This window comes from Pseudomonas sp. H1_G08, from assembly GCF_054681355.1.
The window spans coordinates 3,887,454-3,904,965 of sequence record NZ_CP162822.1 but is presented as its reverse complement, the minus strand read 5'-3'; the positions used below and the strand labels follow the sequence as shown (position 1 = coordinate 3,904,965).

The window sequence follows — 17,512 nt, the reverse complement described above, 5'->3', positions numbered from 1 at the left end:
GCTCCCACAATGCTTTTCCAGATTGATCTCTGCAGGGATCTTCGGGGAATGTGCCACTACTCTGACGCCAATATTCACACAATGACCATTCGGCGCCTTCTGGTTCCATTTGGCTTGCGCTGGACACTTTTCTTCTATTCTCAGGTCAAGGATATCGACAGTATCACTGGATCGAGCCAGTCCTCCCATGGGGGCTGAATACCGGCTTTACCGAGGGTCGCCGCCATGTCGCGCAACCTCTGTCTCACCCGTCAATGCCTGGGTCTGGTGACCCGGATCGAATGCGCCGTCAAGCCGCTGGCCGGCGACAATGGCATGTGGACGCTGCTCTTCGCGGCCGGCATGGCCGGCGAACAACCTTCCGCGATCAAAGCCCAAGGCCCGTTCCATGGCCCGGTGGCGGCCGAGTCGATTCTCGACACCATCGTTGAAAGCCTGACCTTGCATGGTTACGAACTGGCCGATGATCCGCAGATCTGGAGCCTGCATCTGCAAGCGCAGTTGCGGCAGATCAACGGCGGCCGTGGACGCAGCCTCAACGGTTAAGGTGCTGACTGGTCGACCTGCGCCTTGTCGAGCTTGACCTCAAAACCGTATTGCACGGTGGCGAGGTCGGTGCGCTGATAGGTCTCCACGCGAGTCGGGCGACCGTAAAAATAGTGCACGCCGAGTAGCGCCGGGCCTTCTGCACTGGCGTCGTGGCTGACCGAAAGAATCTGCTTGAGGTAGTGGCCACTGTCGTCCTTGACGAAGAAACGCCATTCGTTGGCCGGGAAGGTTTTCAGGTCGACCACCAGCGTGTTGTCCTTGATCGCCAGGCCTTTGGGCAATGACTGCGCGTCGTAGGATTGCTTGGCCACCGTGGCCAGAAATAACGGCATCGAGCCCACGGCAATCGCCGGGGTTTCCGGAAACAGGTTCAGATCATATGTAATCGTCGCTTGCAGCGGATCGACCTGATACGCCTCGGGCGGCAGTTCGATCGGCTCGTCGAGTTTGCCGCCGCGCTTTTCCGTGAAGAAAGTCACCGGGCTGACGCCGGGATTGAGTTGGTCGCCAAGCAATTCGTCATTGAAGGTGCGGCGGTGGGAAAACTCGATACGCGCCGCGCTCGGCTCTTCCACCGATTGATGAATGCGCACGCCGGCCTTCAATTGTTCCTCGGTCAGGTCCGCGCCTTTGAGCCAGTTGGCGGCGAGATCGTCATACACCACAACTGGCAGGTCCAGCGCCTGCACGGCTTTGGCCGTGGTGTGCGGATTGAAGGTGCGCACCGGCAGGTCCAGGGATTTGCGCGTCACTGTTGCCGAGGAGAAGTCGAGCACACTGACTTCCAGTGTGTCGATCGGGCCGTGGAAATAGACTTTGTTGTAGCGGCGCGGGTGGTCTTTCTCGAAGGCTTGCTGGTCGTCGCTGAGCTGTTTTTCCAGGGTGTCGCTCCAGCTCTTCTGCTTCTGTAACTGCGTCAGTTGCTTCTGGTAAAACTCGACCTGCTCCGGGCTTTCGTTGATTGAACCGGCGCGCACCAGGTATTGGCCGCTGGCATCGCGGGCCTGGACGATCAGCGGATTGATCCGGGTTTCGGCGACTTCTGCCGCCAGCGGCAGGCTGTTGCTGACTTCAACCTCGGCGTAATTTTTTTCCAGCCTGAGCAGTTTGACGCTGAGGTTGTCGTTGCTGCGGGTCTGGCCGACGTCTTTCTGAGTCAGGTCGAAACTGTACAAGCGACGCGGCGCGATGACCTCGACCTGGCCTTGCAGGCTGACCGGTTGTGGCAGGTTTTTTTTGTCGACGTTGAGGCCATCGATGAACGGGTAGGTCACCGTCAGGTCATCGGGGTTGGTCACGTTGGAGCTGGACGGGCTGAGCTGAATGCCGGGGTCGGTCTCCGACCACTCCGGCTGCCAGGCGATCACCCGTTTGTTGCTCAGCGTCACCGAATGCCATTCGATGCCGTGCGGAAACAGAAAACCGCCGGGAATGTTCAGGTTGAACGGGAATACCGGTTGCAGATCGGTCAGGTAATCCGAGCTGGCGTCCTTGTGCAGCACGAACAGGCCGTTGATGAACGTATCGACCAGCGCCTGCGGGGTAGGGTAGTGCTTGAGCACGGCGAGGGCGTCTGCGCCGTATTCGGTATGCGGGGTGATGTCGTCGAGCTTGAGTCGGGCGCGTTCGAGCAACAGCAGCGAACCGCCGAGTTCGGTGATGGCGTCCTTGAGCTTGGGATCGCTGATCGTGTCCAGGGACTGTTCGAAGGTGGCGGTCTTTTCGTCAAGGTTGGCGACTTGTTTTTCATCGCCGGGCGAGCAACCGCCGATGAGCAAGGCGAGGCAGATTCCGGCAGTCGTCAAGGCTGATCGCACATCCATTTCCACGCATCCTGTCCACTGTCATTGGGCTGTCAATGCTTTGGACACTAGCAGAAAAACTTTGTCACACACACGCAGGTGGCGGATTTTCCGGCGGTTTCTGGCTGTCACAGCGGGCTGTTATACTCGCCGCCATTTCCAGCCCCTTGTGTGAGAGTCAATGGAACGCTTTATCGAAAATGCAATGTACGCCACCCGCTGGCTGCTGGCGCCGATCTACATCGGCCTGTCCCTCGGTCTGCTGGCGCTGGCATTGAAGTTCTTCCAGGAAATCATCCATATCCTGCCCAACGTCTTCGCGATGGCTGAATCGGATCTGATTCTGGTGCTGCTGTCGCTGATCGACATGGCGCTGGTGGGTGGTCTGCTGGTAATGGTGATGATTTCCGGTTACGAGAACTTTGTCTCGCAACTGGACATCGACGAAGGCAAAGAGAAGCTCAGCTGGCTGGGCACCATGGACTCGTCGTCGCTGAAGATGAAAGTCGCGGCGTCGATCGTGGCGATTTCTTCGATCCACCTGCTGCGCATCTTCATGGATGCCAAGAACGTCGATCCTGAGCATCTGATGTGGTACGTGATCATTCACATGACTTTTGTGGTGTCCGCGTTTGCTATGGGTTACCTGGACAAGGTCACCAAGCACTGATCAGCCGATCAAGGCAAAAAAACCGCCCGTCTGTTGCGAAACAGACGGGCGGTTTCGTTTGTGGCTTGTGCTTTCAAGCGCAGCGGCCTATGCCTGTAACGGTGCGATTCGCCATGTGTGAGGTGCTTCCATGAACCTGCAAGAGTTGAACGCGTTTGCTGTTGCCAGGAAGGTCGATGAGTTGAACCTGATCTCGATGGAGGGTGGCATTTACCTGTTGGAAGCGAGGATGCATGGGGCGGCGTATCCGTTGAGCGATCTCAAGGGCAACATGCTGACGCTGCGCTCAGTGGAGCACGCGCGGGATCTGCTGCATGCCTTTCCGGTACTGCCCTTCAATCTTGTGCACACCTCGGTCCATGACGAAATGTGTGGCCTGGTCGGTGACCTCGATGAAAGCCTGAAGGTGCCGCTCGCCTGGCGTTCGGCCCTGTAGCCCCGGCCCCAAGTCCGGGGTATCTGTGCTAGTCTGCTCGCCCTTTTGGTTCCGGGCGCGCCGGGACGCGCTGTGCACGCACGGCAAGTCCTGTGGCCGTCCGCACAGCGGAGCAGTGTCATGTCCGAAGTAAATCTGTCCACCGACGAAACCCGCGTCAGCTACGGTATCGGCCGTCAACTCGGCGACCAGCTGCGCGACAACCCGCCACCGGGTGTCAGCCTGGACGCGATCCTGGCCGGTCTGACCGACGCTTTCGCCGGCAAGCCAAGCCGTGTTGGCCAGGAAGAAATGTCCGCCAGCTTCAAGGTGATCCGCGAGATCATGCAAGCCGAAGCAGCGGCCAAGGCTGAAGCCGCGGCTGGCGAAGGCCTGGCCTTCCTCGCCGAAAACGCCAAGCGTGACGGCATCACCACCCTGGCTTCCGGCCTGCAATTCGAAGTGCTGACTCAGGGCGAAGGCGCCAAGCCGACCCGTGAAGACCAGGTACGTACGCATTACCACGGCACCCTGATCGACGGCACTGTGTTCGACAGCTCCTACGAGCGCGGCCAGCCTGCAGAATTCCCGGTTGGCGGCGTGATCGCTGGCTGGACCGAAGCCCTGCAACTGATGAATGCCGGCAGCAAATGGCGCCTGTACGTGCCGAGCGAACTGGCTTACGGCGCACAAGGCGTGGGCAGCATCCCGCCGCACAGCGTTCTGGTATTCGACGTCGAGCTGCTGGACGTTCTGTAATACCGAGCCTGCCTAGATGGCGGGCTAAAAAATGTGGGAGCGAGCTCGCTCGCGAAGGCGGTTTTTCAGTCGACTCATTCGTTGACTGATTTATCGCTTTCGCGAGCAAGCTCGCTCCCACAGGTTTTTTTAATGCTGCTCATATTTCGATCTTGTTGTGCAGCTCATTGGTCGGGCGCAACGCCCGGGCATAGCAGAACAGGAACAGATTGCGCACCAGCTCCTTGAGCACCAGCGGCTCGCTGGAGTTGAGGCTGCTGACGTCCAGATCACCTTGATCCTGCAGCTCATGCAAGGCTTCTTCTTCAAGCACCGCACAGACTTCGCCGGTTTCTCGATGGAGGATTCTGAGGTACGGGTGTGGGCGATCCAGCCAGGCGTCGATCAAATAAGTCATGGGTCTCATCTCCTTGAAAGGTTTCAATGAGAACAATTCTTATTCATCAAATAGCAAGTGCCTATTGGCGGATCGTGGATTTTTCCGGGTAAAGGTTGTGTCAGGTCAAAATGGCTGGCTGATGGCCATGCGCGAATTCATTGAGCTGGAGCGGGGAGGGCAAAGCTCCATCCCACGGCTGGCGCAGGATGGATGACGCGCGGCTCAGACTTTTCTGACGAACTCGGATTTGAGCTTCATCGGGCCGATGCCGTCGATCTTGCAGTCGATGTCGTGATCGCCATCGCATAGGCGGATGTTCTTGACCTTGGTGCCGACCTTGACCACCAACGACGTGCCCTTGACCTTGAGGTCCTTGATCACGGTGATGGTGTCGCCGTCCTGCAGGACGTTGCCGACCGAATCTTTCTTCACGGCATCATCGGCCGCCACTTCGGCTTCGCCGCTGGCAGACCACTCGTGGGCGCACTCGGGGCAGACCAGTTGGGTGCCGTCTTCGTAGGTGTATTCGGAATTGCATTTCGGGCAGGGTGGCAACGTGCTCACTAAGGATCCTTGGGTATCAGGAGGGCTAAAGGGCGCACATTGTATAGGGTTTTACGCGGAGGAGGGCATAGCGCAGAAACAACTGTGGGAGCGAGCCTGCTCGCGAAAGCGCTGTGTCAGTCAACATTGAGTCGATTGGCAGATTGCTTTCGCGAGCAGGCTCGCTCCCACAGGGGATGAATCAGTGCGTGCGGGCTACCGCGAACTCGCTCAGTTCCACCAGTGCATCGCGGTATTCGCTGGCCGGCAGCGCCTCGAGGCACTTGATCGCGCGGGCCACGTAATCGCGGGCCAGTTGCGCGGTGTACTCCAGCGAGCCGGACGCTTCGACGGCGATGCGGATGCTTTCCAGGTCTTCGATCCCGCCTTTCTGGATCGCCTGACGCACCAGTGCCGCCTGTTCGGCCGTGCCTTCGCGCATGGTGTAGATCAGCGGCAGGGTCGGTTTGCCTTCGGCCAGATCGTCGCCGACGTTCTTGCCCAGGGTTTCCGCGTCGCCTTTATAGTCGAGCAAGTCATCAACCAGCTGGAACGCCACACCCAGGTGATCGCCGAACGTGCGCAGGGCTTCACTCTGCTCGGCGGTCGCACCAGCCAGGGCGGCGGCGCTGTGGGTCGAGGCTTCGAAGAGCATCGCGGTCTTGCCGCGGATGACTTCCATGTAGGTTTCTTCGCTGGTGCTGGCGTCACGCACCTTGGACAGCTGCAACACTTCACCTTCAGCGATGATCCGCGTGGCTTGAGACAAAATCTTCATCACCGGCATCGAGCCCAGTTCGACCATCATTTCGAACGAGCGCGAATACAGGAAGTCGCCGACCAGCACGCTCGGGGCATTGCCCCACATGGCGTTGGCGGTCGAGCGGCCACGGCGCATGCCGGACATGTCGACGACGTCGTCATGCAGCAAGGTCGCGGTGTGCAGGAATTCGATGGTGGCGGCCAGCAGGCGCATGTCGTCGCCTTCGCGACCCAGGGCCTTGCCACACAGCAACACTAATAAAGGACGCAGGCGTTTGCCGCCGGCCGACGTGATGTAATCGCCGATTTTCGATACCAGCGGCACTCGAGACGTCAGCTGCTTCTTGATGATGCCGTCGACGGCGCTAAAATCGTCCGCCACCGCGCGGTAGAAAGCTTGGGGTTGCATCAGCGAGAGTCGCTCCAGAAGGGTTGCGCGGCATGCTAGGACCCCCGTCCAGACCTGTCAAGGCGCGATGGACGGCCACTTGCGCGAGGCAGATTGCTTGCGTACAATCGCGCACCCTGAACTTCCTGGGCAGCACCTGCCTTACGCAATTGCACTTGGGCCGTTCCAGCCCCATGCAGCCATGCCAGCCAATACCTCTTCTTATAAAGAGCTGGGTGAGCAGGATTATCGGAGAAATACCATGTACGCAGTAATCGTTACCGGCGGTAAGCAATACAAGGTCGCTGAAGGTGAATACCTGAAGATCGAAAAACTGGAAATCGCTACTGGCGAATCCGTGACTTTTGATCGCGTTCTGCTGGTCGCCAATGGCGACGACGTGAACATCGGCGCACCAGTTGTTGCTGGCGCAACCGTCAAGGCTGAAGTGATCTCCCAAGGTCGTCACGATAAAGTCCGCATCATCAAGTTCCGTCGCCGTAAGCACCACATGAAGCGTATGGGCCACCGCCAGTGGTTCACCGAGATCAAAATCACCGGTATTCAGGCTTAATTACAGCCTAATTCCTCACTAGGAGAATTGAACTCATGGCACACAAAAAAGCTGGTGGTAGTACCCGCAACGGTCGCGACTCAGAAGCCAAACGCCTTGGCGTGAAGATGTATGGCGGCCAGGTCATCAAGGCCGGCAACATCATCGTGCGTCAGCGCGGCACCCAATTCCACGCTGGCTACGGCGTTGGCATGGGCAAGGATCACACTCTCTTCGCTAAAATCGAAGGCGTGATCAAGTTCGAAGTAAAGGGCGCCTTCGGTCGTCGTTACGTGAGCGTAATCGCGGCTTAATCGCGAGATCGCTGGAGAAGCCCTGTCTTGCGACGGGGCTTTTTCGTTTGTGGGGTGAGTCTCTTGCAAAGCTGTTTGTATGGGCTGTCGGCGTGCGATGCAGGTCGTGTCTTGGGGTCGCTGCGCTCATTTTTGCAAGAGTCTTATGTCTTGATTGTTTTTCGGCTCGTCCGTACGGCGAGAGGCGTTGGTTATGAAGTTTGTTGATGAAGTATCGATTCGCGTAAAGGCCGGTGACGGTGGCAACGGTGCCATGAGTTTCCGCCGGGAAAAATTCATTGAAAACGGCGGCCCGAACGGCGGTGATGGCGGTGACGGCGGTTCCATCTACATGATGGCCGACGAAAACCTCAATACCCTGGTCGACTACCGTTACACCCGTCACTTCGATGCCGAGCGTGGCTCCAACGGTGGCAGCACCGACTGCACCGGCAAGAAGGGCGAAGACCTGATCCTGCGCGTGCCGGTCGGCACTACCGTGATCGACTCCGCCACCCAGGAAGTCATCGGCGACCTGACCAAGGCTGGTCAGAAACTGATGGTAGTGCAGGGCGGCTGGCACGGTCTGGGTAACACCCGTTTCAAATCCAGTACCAACCGTGCGCCGCGTCAGACTACGCCAGGCAAGCCGGGCGAGCAGCGTGACCTGAAACTGGAAATGAAAGTGCTGGCCGACGTCGGTCTGCTGGGCTTGCCGAACGCCGGTAAAAGTACCTTTATCCGTTCGGTCTCGGCCGCCAAGCCGAAAGTCGCCGACTACCCGTTCACCACACTGGTGCCGAACCTGGGTGTGGTCAGTGTCGATCGCTGGAAAAGCTTCGTCATTGCCGACATTCCGGGTCTGATCGAAGGCGCTTCCGACGGTGCCGGCCTGGGTATTCGCTTCCTCAAGCACCTGGCGCGTACGCGTCTGCTGCTGCACCTCGTCGACATGGCGCCGCTGGATGATTCCAGTGCTCCGGACGCAGCTGAAGTGATCGTCAACGAGCTGATCAAGTTCAGCCCGTCGCTGGCCGAGCGTGATCGCTGGCTGGTGCTGAACAAGTGCGATCAGATCCTTGAAGAAGAGCACGATGCTCGCGTCAAGGAAATCGTCGATCGCCTGGAATGGACTGGTCCGGTGTACGTGATCTCGGCCATCGCCAAGATCGGTACCGAGCGTCTGTGCCACGACATCATGCGTTACATGGAAGACCGTGCCGATCGCCTCGCCGCAGACCCTGCGTACAAGGAAGAGCTGGCCGATCTCGATCAGCGCATCGAAGACGAAGCCCGTGCGCAGTTGCAGGCGCTGGACGACAAGCGTGCCCTGCGTCGCAGTGGCGTGAAGTCGGTCCATGACATCGGCGACGATGACTGGGACGAAGAAGATGTGGATGACGAAGACGGTCCGGAAATCATTTACGTGCGTGACTGATCCGTTGCGATAAACTTGAACGCCGCTCAATCGAGCGGCGTTTTAGTATCCGGAAATCGATCGTTGGTCAGCAATCGCCACGATTAACGTCACGGGCAGTGCCAGGTCGCGCTGCCCTCAAGCTAAGGTTGAAGATGATGCGGAGCAAGGTGACAGGTGCGCAGCGTTGGGTCGTGAAGATCGGCAGCGCTTTGCTGACAGCTGACGGCAAAGGGCTGGATCGCGCGGCAATGAGTGTCTGGGTCGAGCAGATGGTGGCGCTGCATGAGGCGGGCGTCGAGTTGGTGCTGGTGTCCTCCGGGGCGGTGGCGGCCGGCATGAGTCGCTTGGGCTGGACCGCACGACCCAGTGCCATGCACGAGCTCCAGGCGGCCGCTGCAATCGGTCAGATGGGGTTGGTGCAGGCGTGGGAGTCGAGCTTCGCCGAGCATGGCCGGCACACTGCACAGATTCTCCTGACCCACGACGACCTGTCCGACCGCAAGCGCTACCTCAATGCCCGAAGCACCTTGCGTGCACTGGTCGAGCTGAAAGTCATTCCGGTGATCAACGAAAACGACACTGTGGTCACCGATGAAATCCGTTTCGGCGACAACGACACGCTGGCGGCGCTGGTGGCCAATCTGGTCGAGGCCGATCTGCTGGTGATCCTCACTGATCGCGACGGCATGTTCGACGCCGATCCGCGCAACAATCCCGATGCGCAGCTGATTTATGAAGCGCGCGCCGATGATCCGACGCTCGATGCGGTTGCAGGTGGTACCGGCGGTGCGCTGGGGCGTGGCGGCATGCAGACCAAGTTGCGTGCGGCACGCCTGGCAGCGCGTTCCGGTGCGCACACCATCATCGTTGGCGGGCGGCTTGAGCGTGTGCTTGATCGTCTCAAGGCGGGCGAGCGCATTGGCACGCTGCTATCGCCGGAGCGCGGCATGCTTGCGGCGCGCAAGCAGTGGCTGGCCGGTCATCTGCAAACCCGTGGCACTCTGGTGCTGGATGAGGGGGCGGTGTCGGCGTTGTCCAAGGGCAACAAAAGTCTGCTGCCGGTGGGGGTGAAACTGGTTCAAGGCAGTTTCCGTCGCGGTGAGATGGTCGTCTGTGTGGCGCCGGACGGTCGGGAGATTGCGCGGGGTCTGGCCAATTACAGCGCCCTGGAAGCGCAAAAAATCATCGGTCAGTCGTCGGATGCGATTGTCGGTTTGCTCGGTTACATGGCGGAGCCGGAACTGGTTCACCGTGACAACCTGATTCTGGTCTAAGGAAAATTCGATGCGTGTAGCGAAAGGGTTGTTGGGCCTGCTGATGGCCATGCCGTTGCTGGTCTCGGCCGAGGAAATCGGTCAGGTGTCGACGGTGTTCAAGTTTGTCGGGCCGAATGACCGGATTGTGGTCGAAGCGTTCGACGATCCGAAAGTCGAGGGCGTGACCTGCTACCTGTCGCGTGCCAAGACCGGCGGAGTGAAGGGTGGTCTCGGTCTGGCCGAGGATCGTGCCGAAGCCTCGATCGCTTGTCGTCAGGTCGGGCCGATCAAGTTCAAGGGTGAGTTGAAGGACGGCGACGAGGTGTTCAAGGAGCGCACCTCGCTGGTGTTCAAGACCATGCAAGTGGTGCGTTTCCTCGACAAGAAGCGCAACACGCTGGTGTACCTGGTCTACAGCGATCGCTTGATCGAGGGTAGTCCGCAGAATGCCGTGACGGCGATCCCGATCCTGCCGTGGGTGCCGGTCCAGCAATAAGCGCCACCAATCCGAACTGTGGGAGCGAGCCTGCTCGCGAAGAGGTCATGTCGGTCGATAGAAATATCAACTGGCAGATCGCATTCGCGAGCAGGCTCGCTCCCACAGTTTTTTGCCTGTAGCTTGTTAAATCACAGGCAATAAAAAACCGACCCTGAGGTCGGTTTTTTAATGACTACGTCGATTAAGCGGCTTCTTTCAGCGCTTTGACGTGGCCATTCAGACGGCTCTTATGACGAGCAGCCTTGTTCTTGTGGATGATGCCTTTATCGGCCATACGGTCGATAACTGGCACAGCCAGAACGTATGCAGCTTGAGCTTTTTCAGCGTCTTTTGCGTCGATGGCCTTAACTACATTCTTGATGTAGGTACGAACCATGGAACGCAGGCTGGCGTTGTGGCTGCGACGCTTCTCAGCCTGTTTTGCACGTTTTTTGGCGGAAGGTGAGTTGGCCACCGTCGAGCTCCTCGAAAGACTTTTTAGGAAATAGCAAACAAAATAGGCCGCGAATCATGCCGATGAAGACTTGTCTTGTCAAGGGCACTTGAATCGTTCCGCTAAGTGGTAGGTATAAAGAGGCGGGATATTTATTTCCGGCGCTTGACCTGTAAACTCGCGAGCTTTGGCTCTGTGCTGTTGCGGCGCGGAGTATCGCACAAGTAGGCGCATTGTTCGCCTGCTGTTTATCGACAGGCACAAACTCTCTCAATGAATCTGCTCAAATCGTTGGCCGCCGTCAGCTCTATCACGATGCTTTCCCGGATTCTGGGTTTTGTTCGTGACACGCTGATCGCGCGGACATTCGGCGCCGGGATGGCCACGGATGCCTTCTTTATTGCGTTCAAACTGCCCAACCTGCTGCGGCGCATCTTTGCCGAAGGGGCTTTCTCCCAGGCGTTCGTGCCGATCCTGGCCGAATATAAAAGCCAGCAGGGCGAAGAGGCGACGCGCACCTTCATTGCCTATGTATCGGGCCTGTTGACGCTGGTGTTGGCGGTTGTGACTGCACTGGGCATGATCGCCGCCCCTTGGGTGATCTGGGCCACAGCGCCCGGTTTTACCGATACCCCGGAAAAATTCCAGCTCACCTCCGATCTGTTGCGGGTGACCTTTCCTTATATATTGCTGATCTCGCTGTCGTCGCTGGCCGGCGCGATTCTGAATACCTGGAACCGCTTCTCGGTGCCGGCCTTCGTACCGACTCTGCTCAACGTCAGCATGATCGTGTTTTCGCTGTTCCTCACGCCGTATTTCGATCCACCGGTCATGGCCCTTGGCTGGGCGGTGCTGGTAGGCGGTCTGGCGCAGTTGCTGTATCAGCTGCCGCACCTGAAAAAGATCGGCATGCTCGTGCTGCCACGCCTGAACCTGCGCGACAGCGGCGTGTGGCGGGTGATGAAGCAGATGCTGCCGGCGATTCTCGGCGTGTCGGTGAGTCAGATTTCGCTGATCATCAACACCATCTTCGCCTCGTTTCTGGTCGCAGGTTCGGTGTCGTGGATGTATTACGCCGACCGCTTGATGGAATTGCCGTCGGGCGTATTGGGCGTGGCGCTCGGCACGATTCTTCTGCCAACGCTGGCCAAGACCTACGCCAGCAAGGATCGCCACGAATACTCGCGGATCCTCGATTGGGGGCTGCGCCTGTGCTTTGTGCTGGTGTTGCCGTGCGCGCTGGCACTGGGGATTCTTGCCGAGCCGCTGACTGTTTCGTTGTTCCAGTACGGTCAGTTCAGTGGCTTTGATGCCGAGATGACCCAGCGCGCGCTGATTGCCTATTCGGTCGGCCTGCTCGGGATTATCGTGATCAAAGTGCTGGCGCCGGGCTTTTATGCGCAACAGAACATTCGCACCCCGGTGAAAATCGCAATTTTCACGCTGGTCTGCACGCAGTTGTTCAACCTGGCGTTGATCGGCCCACTAGCCCACGCCGGCCTTGCCTTGGCGATCAGTGCCGGTGCTTGCCTGAACGCCGGGCTGCTGTTCTATCAACTGCGCAAGCAAAAGATGTATCAACCGCAACCGGGCTGGGGCAAATTCGGCTTCAAGCTGGTCGTTGCGGTGACCGTGATGTCGGCGGTCTTGCTGGCCGGCATGCATTTCATGCCCGCCTGGGATGAGGGCCATATGCTTGAGCGCTTCTTGCGCCTGGGCGCGCTGGTGGTTGCTGGCGTGGTGGCCTATTTCGGTATGTTGTTGCTGTTGGGTTTCCGCCTGCGCGACTTCAATCGCAAGGCCTTGAGCTGAGGTTTCAGCCTTCATGAGCAGGCATGGGCCGGCGGTTTTGTCGGCTCGTTCACTTTGCGTTACGGTGTTGCCTGTCGTCGGCCGTCGGGTGTGGTTATAATCGACCACTTTATGAGCAAGAAGCGCGTTATGCAGCTGGTTCGAGGCCTCCACAACTTGCGCCCCCAGCATCGGGGCTGCGTCGCCACTATTGGCAACTTTGACGGTGTTCACCGTGGTCACCAGGCTATCCTGGCCCGGCTGCGTGAGCGTGCGCTTGAGTTGGGCGTACCCAGCTGCGTGGTGATTTTCGAGCCGCAGCCACGGGAGTTCTTTGCCCCCGACACCGCACCGGCACGTCTGGCGCGGTTGCGCGACAAGCTGCAATTGCTGGCCGCTGAAGGCGTCGACCGGGTGTTGTGCCTGGCTTTCAACCAGCGGCTGAGCAAGCTCAGCGCCAGTGAATTCGTCGATACCATTCTGGTCGATGGCCTTGGTGTGCAGCATCTGGAGGTCGGTGACGATTTCCGTTTCGGTTGCGACCGCCTCGGCGATTTCGATTTTCTGATGCAGGCCGGGCAGGTTCACGGTTTCACCGTCGAAGCGGCGCAAACCGTCGAGCTGGACGGCATTCGCGTCAGCAGCACGCAGGTGCGCAACGCCTTGGCTGCGGCCGATTTTGCCTTGGCCGAACGCTTGCTCGGCCGTCCGTACCGTATCGCCGGTCGCGTGCTGCATGGGCAGAAACTGGCCCGGCAACTGGGCACGCCCACTGCCAACATTCAACTCAAGCGTCGTCGCGTGCCGTTCACCGGGGTCTATCTGGTGAATGTCGATATCGACGGCAAGACCTGGCCCGGCGTCGCCAATATCGGCGTGCGCCCCACGGTGCAAGGAGATGGCAAAGCCCACCTCGAGGTCCATCTGTTAGATTTTGCCGGCGATCTGTATGACCGGCGTTTGACGGTGGTTTTCCACCAAAAGCTGCGTGAAGAGCAGCGCTTCGCCTCTCTGGAGGCATTGAAAACGGCGATCAATGCGGATGTCGCCACCGCCCGTGCACTAGCCGCACCTAGCGCCCATCGCTAATGAAGAGCCTTAAATGACCGACTATAAAGCCACGCTAAACCTTCCGGACACCGCCTTCCCAATGAAGGCCGGCCTGCCACAGCGCGAACCGCAGATCCTGCAGCGCTGGGACAGTATTGGCCTGTACGGAAAGTTGCGCGAGATTGGCAAGGATCGTCCGAAGTTCGTCCTGCACGACGGCCCTCCGTACGCCAACGGCACGATCCACATCGGTCACGCACTGAACAAGATTCTCAAGGACATGATCATCCGCTCGAAAACCCTGTCGGGTTTCGATGCGCCTTACGTCCCGGGCTGGGACTGCCACGGCCTGCCGATCGAGCACAAGGTTGAAGTGACCCACGGCAAGAACCTCGGCGCGGATAAGACCCGCGAGCTGTGCCGTGCCTACGCCACCGAGCAGATCGAAGGGCAGAAGTCCGAGTTCATCCGTCTCGGCGTGCTCGGCGACTTCGCCAATCCGTACAAGACCATGGATTTCAAGAACGAGGCCGGTGAAATCCGCGCCCTCGCCGAAATCGTCAAGGGTGGTTTTGTCTTCAAGGGCCTCAAGCCAGTGAACTGGTGCTTCGATTGCGGTTCGGCTCTGGCTGAAGCGGAAGTCGAGTACGAGAACAAGAAGTCCTCGACCATCGACGTTGCGTTCCCGATCGCCGACGAAGCCAAACTGGCTGCGGCCTTCGGTCTGGCCTCGCTGAGCAAACCTGCTGCGATCGTGATCTGGACCACCACCCCGTGGACCATCCCGGCCAACCAGGCGCTGAACGTGCACCCTGAATTCAACTACGCCCTGGTCGATATCGGCGACAAGCTGCTGGTGCTGGCTGAAGAGCTGGTCGAAGCCTGCCTGGCGCGCTATGGCGTGGAAGGTTCGGTCGTTGCCACCACCACCGGTAAAGAGCTGGAGCTGATCAACTTCCGTCACCCGTTCTACGATCGTCTGTCGCCGGTGTACCTGGCTGACTACGTCGAACTGGGTGCAGGCACCGGCGTGGTTCACTCCGCCCCGGCCTATGGTGTGGACGACTTCGTGACCTGCAAGAAATACGGCATGGTCAACGACGACATCCTCAACCCGGTACAGAGCAACGGCGTGTACGTGCCGTCGCTGGAATTCTTCGGCGGCCAGTTCATCTGGAAGGCCAACCCGGCCATCGTCGAAAAACTGACCGAAGTCGGTGCGCTGATGCACACCACCGTCATCGAACACAGCTACATGCACTGCTGGCGCCACAAGACCCCGCTGATCTACCGCGCTACTGCGCAGTGGTTCATCGGCATGGACAAGGAGCCAACCAGCGGCGACACCCTGCGCGTGCGCTCGCTCAAAGCCATCGAAGACACCAAGTTCGTTCCGGCCTGGGGCCAGGCGCGTCTGCATTCGATGATCGCCAATCGTCCGGACTGGTGCATCTCGCGTCAGCGCAACTGGGGCGTGCCGATCCCGTTCTTCCTCAACAAGGAAAGCGGCGAGCTGCACCCGCGTACCGTCGAGCTGATGGAAGAAGTCGCCAAACGCGTTGAAGTCGAAGGCATCGAAGCCTGGTTCAAACTCGACGCCGCCGAACTGCTGGGCGATGAAGCGCCGCAATACGACAAGATCAGCGACACCCTCGACGTCTGGTTCGACTCGGGCACCACGCACTGGCACGTTCTGCGCGGTTCGCACCCGATGGGCCACGAGAGCGGCCCGCGTGCCGACCTCTACCTGGAAGGTTCCGACCAGCACCGTGGCTGGTTCCACTCGTCGTTGCTGACCGGTTGCGCCATCGACAACCACGCACCGTACCGCGAACTGCTGACGCACGGCTTCACCGTCGACGAGTCCGGCCGCAAGATGTCCAAGTCGCTGAAAAACGTGATTGAGCCGAAGAAGATCAACGATACGCTGGGCGCCGACATCATGCGTCTTTGGGTCGCGTCGACCGACTACTCTGGCGAAATCGCTGTGTCGGATCAGATCCTGACCCGCAGCGCCGATGCCTATCGTCGTATCCGTAACACCGCGCGCTTCCTGCTTTCCAACCTGACCGGTTTCAATCCGGCCACCGATCTGCTGCCGGCAGAAGACATGCTGGCGCTGGATCGCTGGGCGGTGGATCGCACGCTGTTGCTGCAACGCGAGTTGCAAGAGCATTACGGCGAATATCGTTTCTGGAACGTGTACTCGAAGATCCACAACTTCTGCGTGCAGGAGCTGGGCGGTTTCTACCTCGACATCATCAAGGACCGCCAGTACACCACCGGCGCCGACAGCAAGGCCCGTCGCTCGTGCCAGACCGCGCTGTTCCACATCTCTGAAGCGCTGGTGCGCTGGATCGCGCCGATCCTCGCCTTCACTGCCGACGAGCTGTGGCAATACCTGCCGGGCGAGCGTAACGAGTCGGTCATGCTCAACACCTGGTACGAAGGCCTGACCGAGCTGCCGGAAGGCTTCGAGCTGGGTCGCGCCTACTGGGATCGCATCATGGAAGTGAAAGTCGCGGTCAACAAAGAGATGGAAATCCAGCGTGCGGCGAAAGCCGTCGGTGGCAACCTGCAGGCCGAAGTGACGCTGTTTGCCGAAGAGGCGCTGAGCGCCGATCTGGCCAAGCTGAGCAACGAGCTGCGCTTTGTCCTGATCACCTCGACTGCCAGCGTCGCGCCATTCGTTCAGGCTCCGGCCGATGCAGTGGCCACCGAAGTCAGCGGTCTGAAACTGAAGATCGTCAAATCGGCGTTCCCGAAATGCGCGCGGTGCTGGCATTGCCGCGAAGACGTCGGCGTGAACCCGGAACATCCGGAAATCTGCGGGCGTTGCGTCGACAACATCAGCGGTGCTGGCGAGGTTCGTCACTATGCCTGATGCCATTGGCCGTTTCGGACGGCTGAGCTGGCTGTGGTTGAGCCTGCTGGTCCTGGTCATTGACCAGGCCAGCAAGTTCTACTTCGAAAGCAAGCTCGAAATGTTCCAGCAGATCGTGATCATTCCCGATCTGTTCAGCTGGACCCTGGCCTACAACACTGGCGCTGCCTTCAGCTTCCTCGCCGACAGCTCCGGCTGGCAGCGCTGGCTGTTTGCGCTGATCGCCATTGTCGTCAGTGCGGTGCTGGTGGTCTGGCTCAAGCGTTTGGGTCGCAACGACACCTGGCTGGCCGTCGCCCTGGCACTGGTGCTGGGTGGCGCGCTGGGCAACCTGTATGACCGCATTGCCCTGGGCCATGTGATCGACTTCATTCTGGTGCACTGGCAGAACCGCTGGTATTTCCCGGCGTTCAACATTGCCGACAGCGCGATCACCGTTGGCGCGATCATGCTGGCACTGGACATGTTCAAATCGAAGAAAACCGAAGAGGCTGCTCATGACTGAACCGCAATCGACTGAGCAACGCATCGGCCAGAACACCGAAGTCACCCTGCACTTTGCCTTGCGCCTGGAAAACGGTGACACCGTCGACAGTACCTTCGACAAGGCCCCGGCGACCTTCAAGGTCGGCGATGGCAACCTGCTGCCGGGTTTCGAAGCCGCACTGTTTGGCTTCAAGGCCGGCGACAGGCGCACAGTGACCGTTGAGCCGGAAAACGCTTTCGGACAGCCAAACCCGCAGAACGTGCAGACCATCCCGCGTTCGCAGTTCAACGACATGGAGTTGTCGCCGGGTCTGCTGGTGATCTTCAACGATGCGGCCAATACTGAATTGCCAGGAGTGGTGAAGGAATTCGATGACACGCAAGTGACCGTCGACTTCAACCACCCGCTGGCGGGCAAGACGCTGACCTTTGACGTGGAAATCATTTCCGTCAAAGCGATCTAAAAATGCAGGAGTGAGCTTCTGTGGCGAGGGGATTCATCCCCGCTGGGGTGCGAAGCGCCCCCAGACCAGTCAACGGATTCTGAGATAAGTCCGTTGAAGGTCTGCGACTGCTACGC

General features: G+C 59.2%; 19 protein-coding genes. 14 read left to right on the top strand and 5 right to left on the bottom strand.

What is annotated here, in order from left to right:
* Positions 1-225: 225 nt before the first annotated feature.
* Positions 226-546 (top strand): PA4575 family protein, encoded by a 321-nt coding sequence (locus AB4N85_RS17730; RefSeq protein WP_016773114.1) that lies wholly within the window; start codon positions 226-228, stop codon positions 544-546.
* Here AB4N85_RS17730 and AB4N85_RS17725 read toward each other — a convergent pair.
* The gene (locus AB4N85_RS17725) at positions 543-2,372 is read right to left on the bottom strand and encodes a hypothetical protein (RefSeq protein ID WP_252868307.1); all 1,830 of its coding nucleotides are present in this window, start codon (positions 2,370-2,372) and stop codon (positions 543-545) included. The genes AB4N85_RS17730 and AB4N85_RS17725 overlap by 4 nt on opposite strands.
* A gap of 160 nt (positions 2,373-2,532) precedes the next feature.
* Here AB4N85_RS17725 and AB4N85_RS17720 point away from each other — a divergent pair, with 160 nt between their 5' ends.
* From AB4N85_RS17720 to AB4N85_RS17710, 3 genes are all read left to right on the top strand, one after another.
* Complete coding sequence (locus tag AB4N85_RS17720; protein WP_016773116.1) at positions 2,533-3,021, top strand: TIGR00645 family protein; 489 nt, start codon at positions 2,533-2,535, stop codon at positions 3,019-3,021.
* Positions 3,022-3,151: 130 nt separating this feature from the next.
* A complete protein-coding gene (locus tag AB4N85_RS17715) occupies positions 3,152-3,457 on the top strand; it encodes a DUF6482 family protein (protein WP_150638478.1) in 306 nt (101 codons plus the stop codon).
* 120 nt (positions 3,458-3,577) lie between these two features.
* Positions 3,578-4,195, top strand: a complete 618-nt coding sequence (locus AB4N85_RS17710; RefSeq protein ID WP_039761705.1) for an FKBP-type peptidyl-prolyl cis-trans isomerase — start codon at positions 3,578-3,580, stop codon at positions 4,193-4,195.
* 139 nt (positions 4,196-4,334) lie between these two features.
* On the opposite strand, the gene AB4N85_RS17705 is transcribed toward AB4N85_RS17710, so the two are convergent.
* From AB4N85_RS17705 to AB4N85_RS17695, 3 genes are all read right to left on the bottom strand, one after another.
* Positions 4,335-4,592, bottom strand: a complete 258-nt coding sequence (locus AB4N85_RS17705; RefSeq protein WP_016773118.1) for a PA4570 family protein — start codon at positions 4,590-4,592, stop codon at positions 4,335-4,337.
* A 204-nt stretch (positions 4,593-4,796) separates the two neighbouring features.
* Positions 4,797-5,138, bottom strand: a complete 342-nt coding sequence (locus AB4N85_RS17700) for a zinc ribbon domain-containing protein YjdM (RefSeq protein WP_016773119.1) — start codon at positions 5,136-5,138, stop codon at positions 4,797-4,799.
* Between the two features lie 181 nt (positions 5,139-5,319).
* Complete coding sequence (locus AB4N85_RS17695; protein WP_016773120.1) at positions 5,320-6,288, bottom strand: polyprenyl synthetase family protein; 969 nt, start codon at positions 6,286-6,288, stop codon at positions 5,320-5,322.
* Positions 6,289-6,529: 241 nt separating this feature from the next.
* Here AB4N85_RS17695 and rplU point away from each other — a divergent pair, with 241 nt between their 5' ends.
* The 5 genes from rplU to AB4N85_RS17670 all read left to right on the top strand — a co-directional run bounded on the left by rplU (position 6,530) and on the right by AB4N85_RS17670 (position 10,285).
* The gene (gene rplU / locus AB4N85_RS17690; RefSeq protein WP_007924746.1) at positions 6,530-6,841 is read left to right on the top strand and encodes a 50S ribosomal protein L21; all 312 of its coding nucleotides are present in this window, start codon (positions 6,530-6,532) and stop codon (positions 6,839-6,841) included.
* A gap of 35 nt (positions 6,842-6,876) precedes the next feature.
* The gene (gene rpmA, locus AB4N85_RS17685; protein ID WP_016773121.1) at positions 6,877-7,134 is read left to right on the top strand and encodes a 50S ribosomal protein L27; all 258 of its coding nucleotides are present in this window, start codon (positions 6,877-6,879) and stop codon (positions 7,132-7,134) included.
* A gap of 193 nt (positions 7,135-7,327) precedes the next feature.
* Positions 7,328-8,551: an Obg family GTPase CgtA gene (gene cgtA, locus AB4N85_RS17680; RefSeq protein ID WP_016773122.1), complete on the top strand. Its 1,224-nt coding sequence runs from the start codon at positions 7,328-7,330 to the stop codon at positions 8,549-8,551.
* A gap of 137 nt (positions 8,552-8,688) precedes the next feature.
* Positions 8,689-9,807: a glutamate 5-kinase gene (gene proB, locus AB4N85_RS17675; RefSeq protein ID WP_039761700.1), complete on the top strand. Its 1,119-nt coding sequence runs from the start codon at positions 8,689-8,691 to the stop codon at positions 9,805-9,807.
* A 10-nt stretch (positions 9,808-9,817) separates the two neighbouring features.
* Positions 9,818-10,285, top strand: a complete 468-nt coding sequence (locus AB4N85_RS17670) for a CreA family protein (RefSeq protein WP_041477794.1) — start codon at positions 9,818-9,820, stop codon at positions 10,283-10,285.
* Positions 10,286-10,469: 184 nt separating this feature from the next.
* Here the strand turns inward: AB4N85_RS17670 and rpsT are convergent, their stop codons facing one another.
* Entirely contained in the window at positions 10,470-10,742 is a 273-nt protein-coding gene (rpsT, locus tag AB4N85_RS17665; protein WP_003228351.1) for a 30S ribosomal protein S20, read from the bottom strand.
* A 252-nt stretch (positions 10,743-10,994) separates the two neighbouring features.
* On the opposite strand from rpsT, the gene murJ reads away from it, so the two are divergent.
* The 5 genes from murJ to fkpB all read left to right on the top strand — a co-directional run bounded on the left by murJ (position 10,995) and on the right by fkpB (position 17,396).
* Positions 10,995-12,533, top strand: a complete 1,539-nt coding sequence (gene murJ, locus AB4N85_RS17660) for a murein biosynthesis integral membrane protein MurJ (protein WP_016773124.1) — start codon at positions 10,995-10,997, stop codon at positions 12,531-12,533.
* 129 nt (positions 12,534-12,662) lie between these two features.
* Positions 12,663-13,601 carry a bifunctional riboflavin kinase/FAD synthetase gene (gene ribF / locus AB4N85_RS17655; RefSeq protein ID WP_016773125.1) on the top strand — a complete coding sequence of 313 codons (939 nt, stop codon included), beginning with the start codon at positions 12,663-12,665 and terminating at the stop codon, positions 13,599-13,601.
* A gap of 13 nt (positions 13,602-13,614) precedes the next feature.
* The gene (gene ileS, locus AB4N85_RS17650; protein ID WP_095181847.1) at positions 13,615-16,446 is read left to right on the top strand and encodes an isoleucine--tRNA ligase; all 2,832 of its coding nucleotides are present in this window, start codon (positions 13,615-13,617) and stop codon (positions 16,444-16,446) included.
* On the top strand, positions 16,439-16,951 hold the full coding sequence (gene lspA / locus AB4N85_RS17645) for a signal peptidase II (RefSeq protein ID WP_151551936.1): 513 nt from the start codon (positions 16,439-16,441) through the stop codon (positions 16,949-16,951). The genes ileS and lspA overlap by 8 nt, the downstream gene beginning before the upstream one ends.
* Complete coding sequence (gene fkpB / locus AB4N85_RS17640) at positions 16,944-17,396, top strand: FKBP-type peptidyl-prolyl cis-trans isomerase (RefSeq protein ID WP_056790492.1); 453 nt, start codon at positions 16,944-16,946, stop codon at positions 17,394-17,396. Before lspA ends, fkpB begins: the two co-directional genes overlap by 8 nt.
* The last annotated feature ends 116 nt before the right edge of the window (positions 17,397-17,512 follow it).

Bases quoted from the DNA above. Each gene is read 5' to 3' on its own strand.
- ileS (WP_095181847.1), top strand. From the start codon at position 13,615: ATGACCGACTATAAAGCCACGCTAAACCTTCCGGACACCGCCTTCCCA.
- AB4N85_RS17715 (WP_150638478.1), top strand. From the start codon at position 3,152: ATGAACCTGCAAGAGTTGAACGCGTTTGCTGTTGCCAGGAAGGTCGAT.
- AB4N85_RS17720 (WP_016773116.1), top strand. From the start codon at position 2,533: ATGGAACGCTTTATCGAAAATGCAATGTACGCCACCCGCTGGCTGCTG.
- ribF (WP_016773125.1), top strand. From the start codon at position 12,663: ATGCAGCTGGTTCGAGGCCTCCACAACTTGCGCCCCCAGCATCGGGGC.
- AB4N85_RS17695 (WP_016773120.1), bottom strand. From the start codon at position 6,288: ATGCAACCCCAAGCTTTCTACCGCGCGGTGGCGGACGATTTTAGCGCC.
- rpmA (WP_016773121.1), top strand. From the start codon at position 6,877: ATGGCACACAAAAAAGCTGGTGGTAGTACCCGCAACGGTCGCGACTCA.
- fkpB (WP_056790492.1), top strand. From the start codon at position 16,944: ATGACTGAACCGCAATCGACTGAGCAACGCATCGGCCAGAACACCGAA.
- AB4N85_RS17705 (WP_016773118.1), bottom strand. From the start codon at position 4,592: ATGACTTATTTGATCGACGCCTGGCTGGATCGCCCACACCCGTACCTC.
- AB4N85_RS17725 (WP_252868307.1), bottom strand. From the start codon at position 2,372: ATGGATGTGCGATCAGCCTTGACGACTGCCGGAATCTGCCTCGCCTTG.
- lspA (WP_151551936.1), top strand. From the start codon at position 16,439: ATGCCTGATGCCATTGGCCGTTTCGGACGGCTGAGCTGGCTGTGGTTG.
- AB4N85_RS17670 (WP_041477794.1), top strand. From the start codon at position 9,818: ATGCGTGTAGCGAAAGGGTTGTTGGGCCTGCTGATGGCCATGCCGTTG.
- AB4N85_RS17730 (WP_016773114.1), top strand. From the start codon at position 226: ATGTCGCGCAACCTCTGTCTCACCCGTCAATGCCTGGGTCTGGTGACC.
- rplU (WP_007924746.1), top strand. From the start codon at position 6,530: ATGTACGCAGTAATCGTTACCGGCGGTAAGCAATACAAGGTCGCTGAA.
- cgtA (WP_016773122.1), top strand. From the start codon at position 7,328: ATGAAGTTTGTTGATGAAGTATCGATTCGCGTAAAGGCCGGTGACGGT.
- murJ (WP_016773124.1), top strand. From the start codon at position 10,995: ATGAATCTGCTCAAATCGTTGGCCGCCGTCAGCTCTATCACGATGCTT.
- AB4N85_RS17710 (WP_039761705.1), top strand. From the start codon at position 3,578: ATGTCCGAAGTAAATCTGTCCACCGACGAAACCCGCGTCAGCTACGGT.
- proB (WP_039761700.1), top strand. From the start codon at position 8,689: ATGCGGAGCAAGGTGACAGGTGCGCAGCGTTGGGTCGTGAAGATCGGC.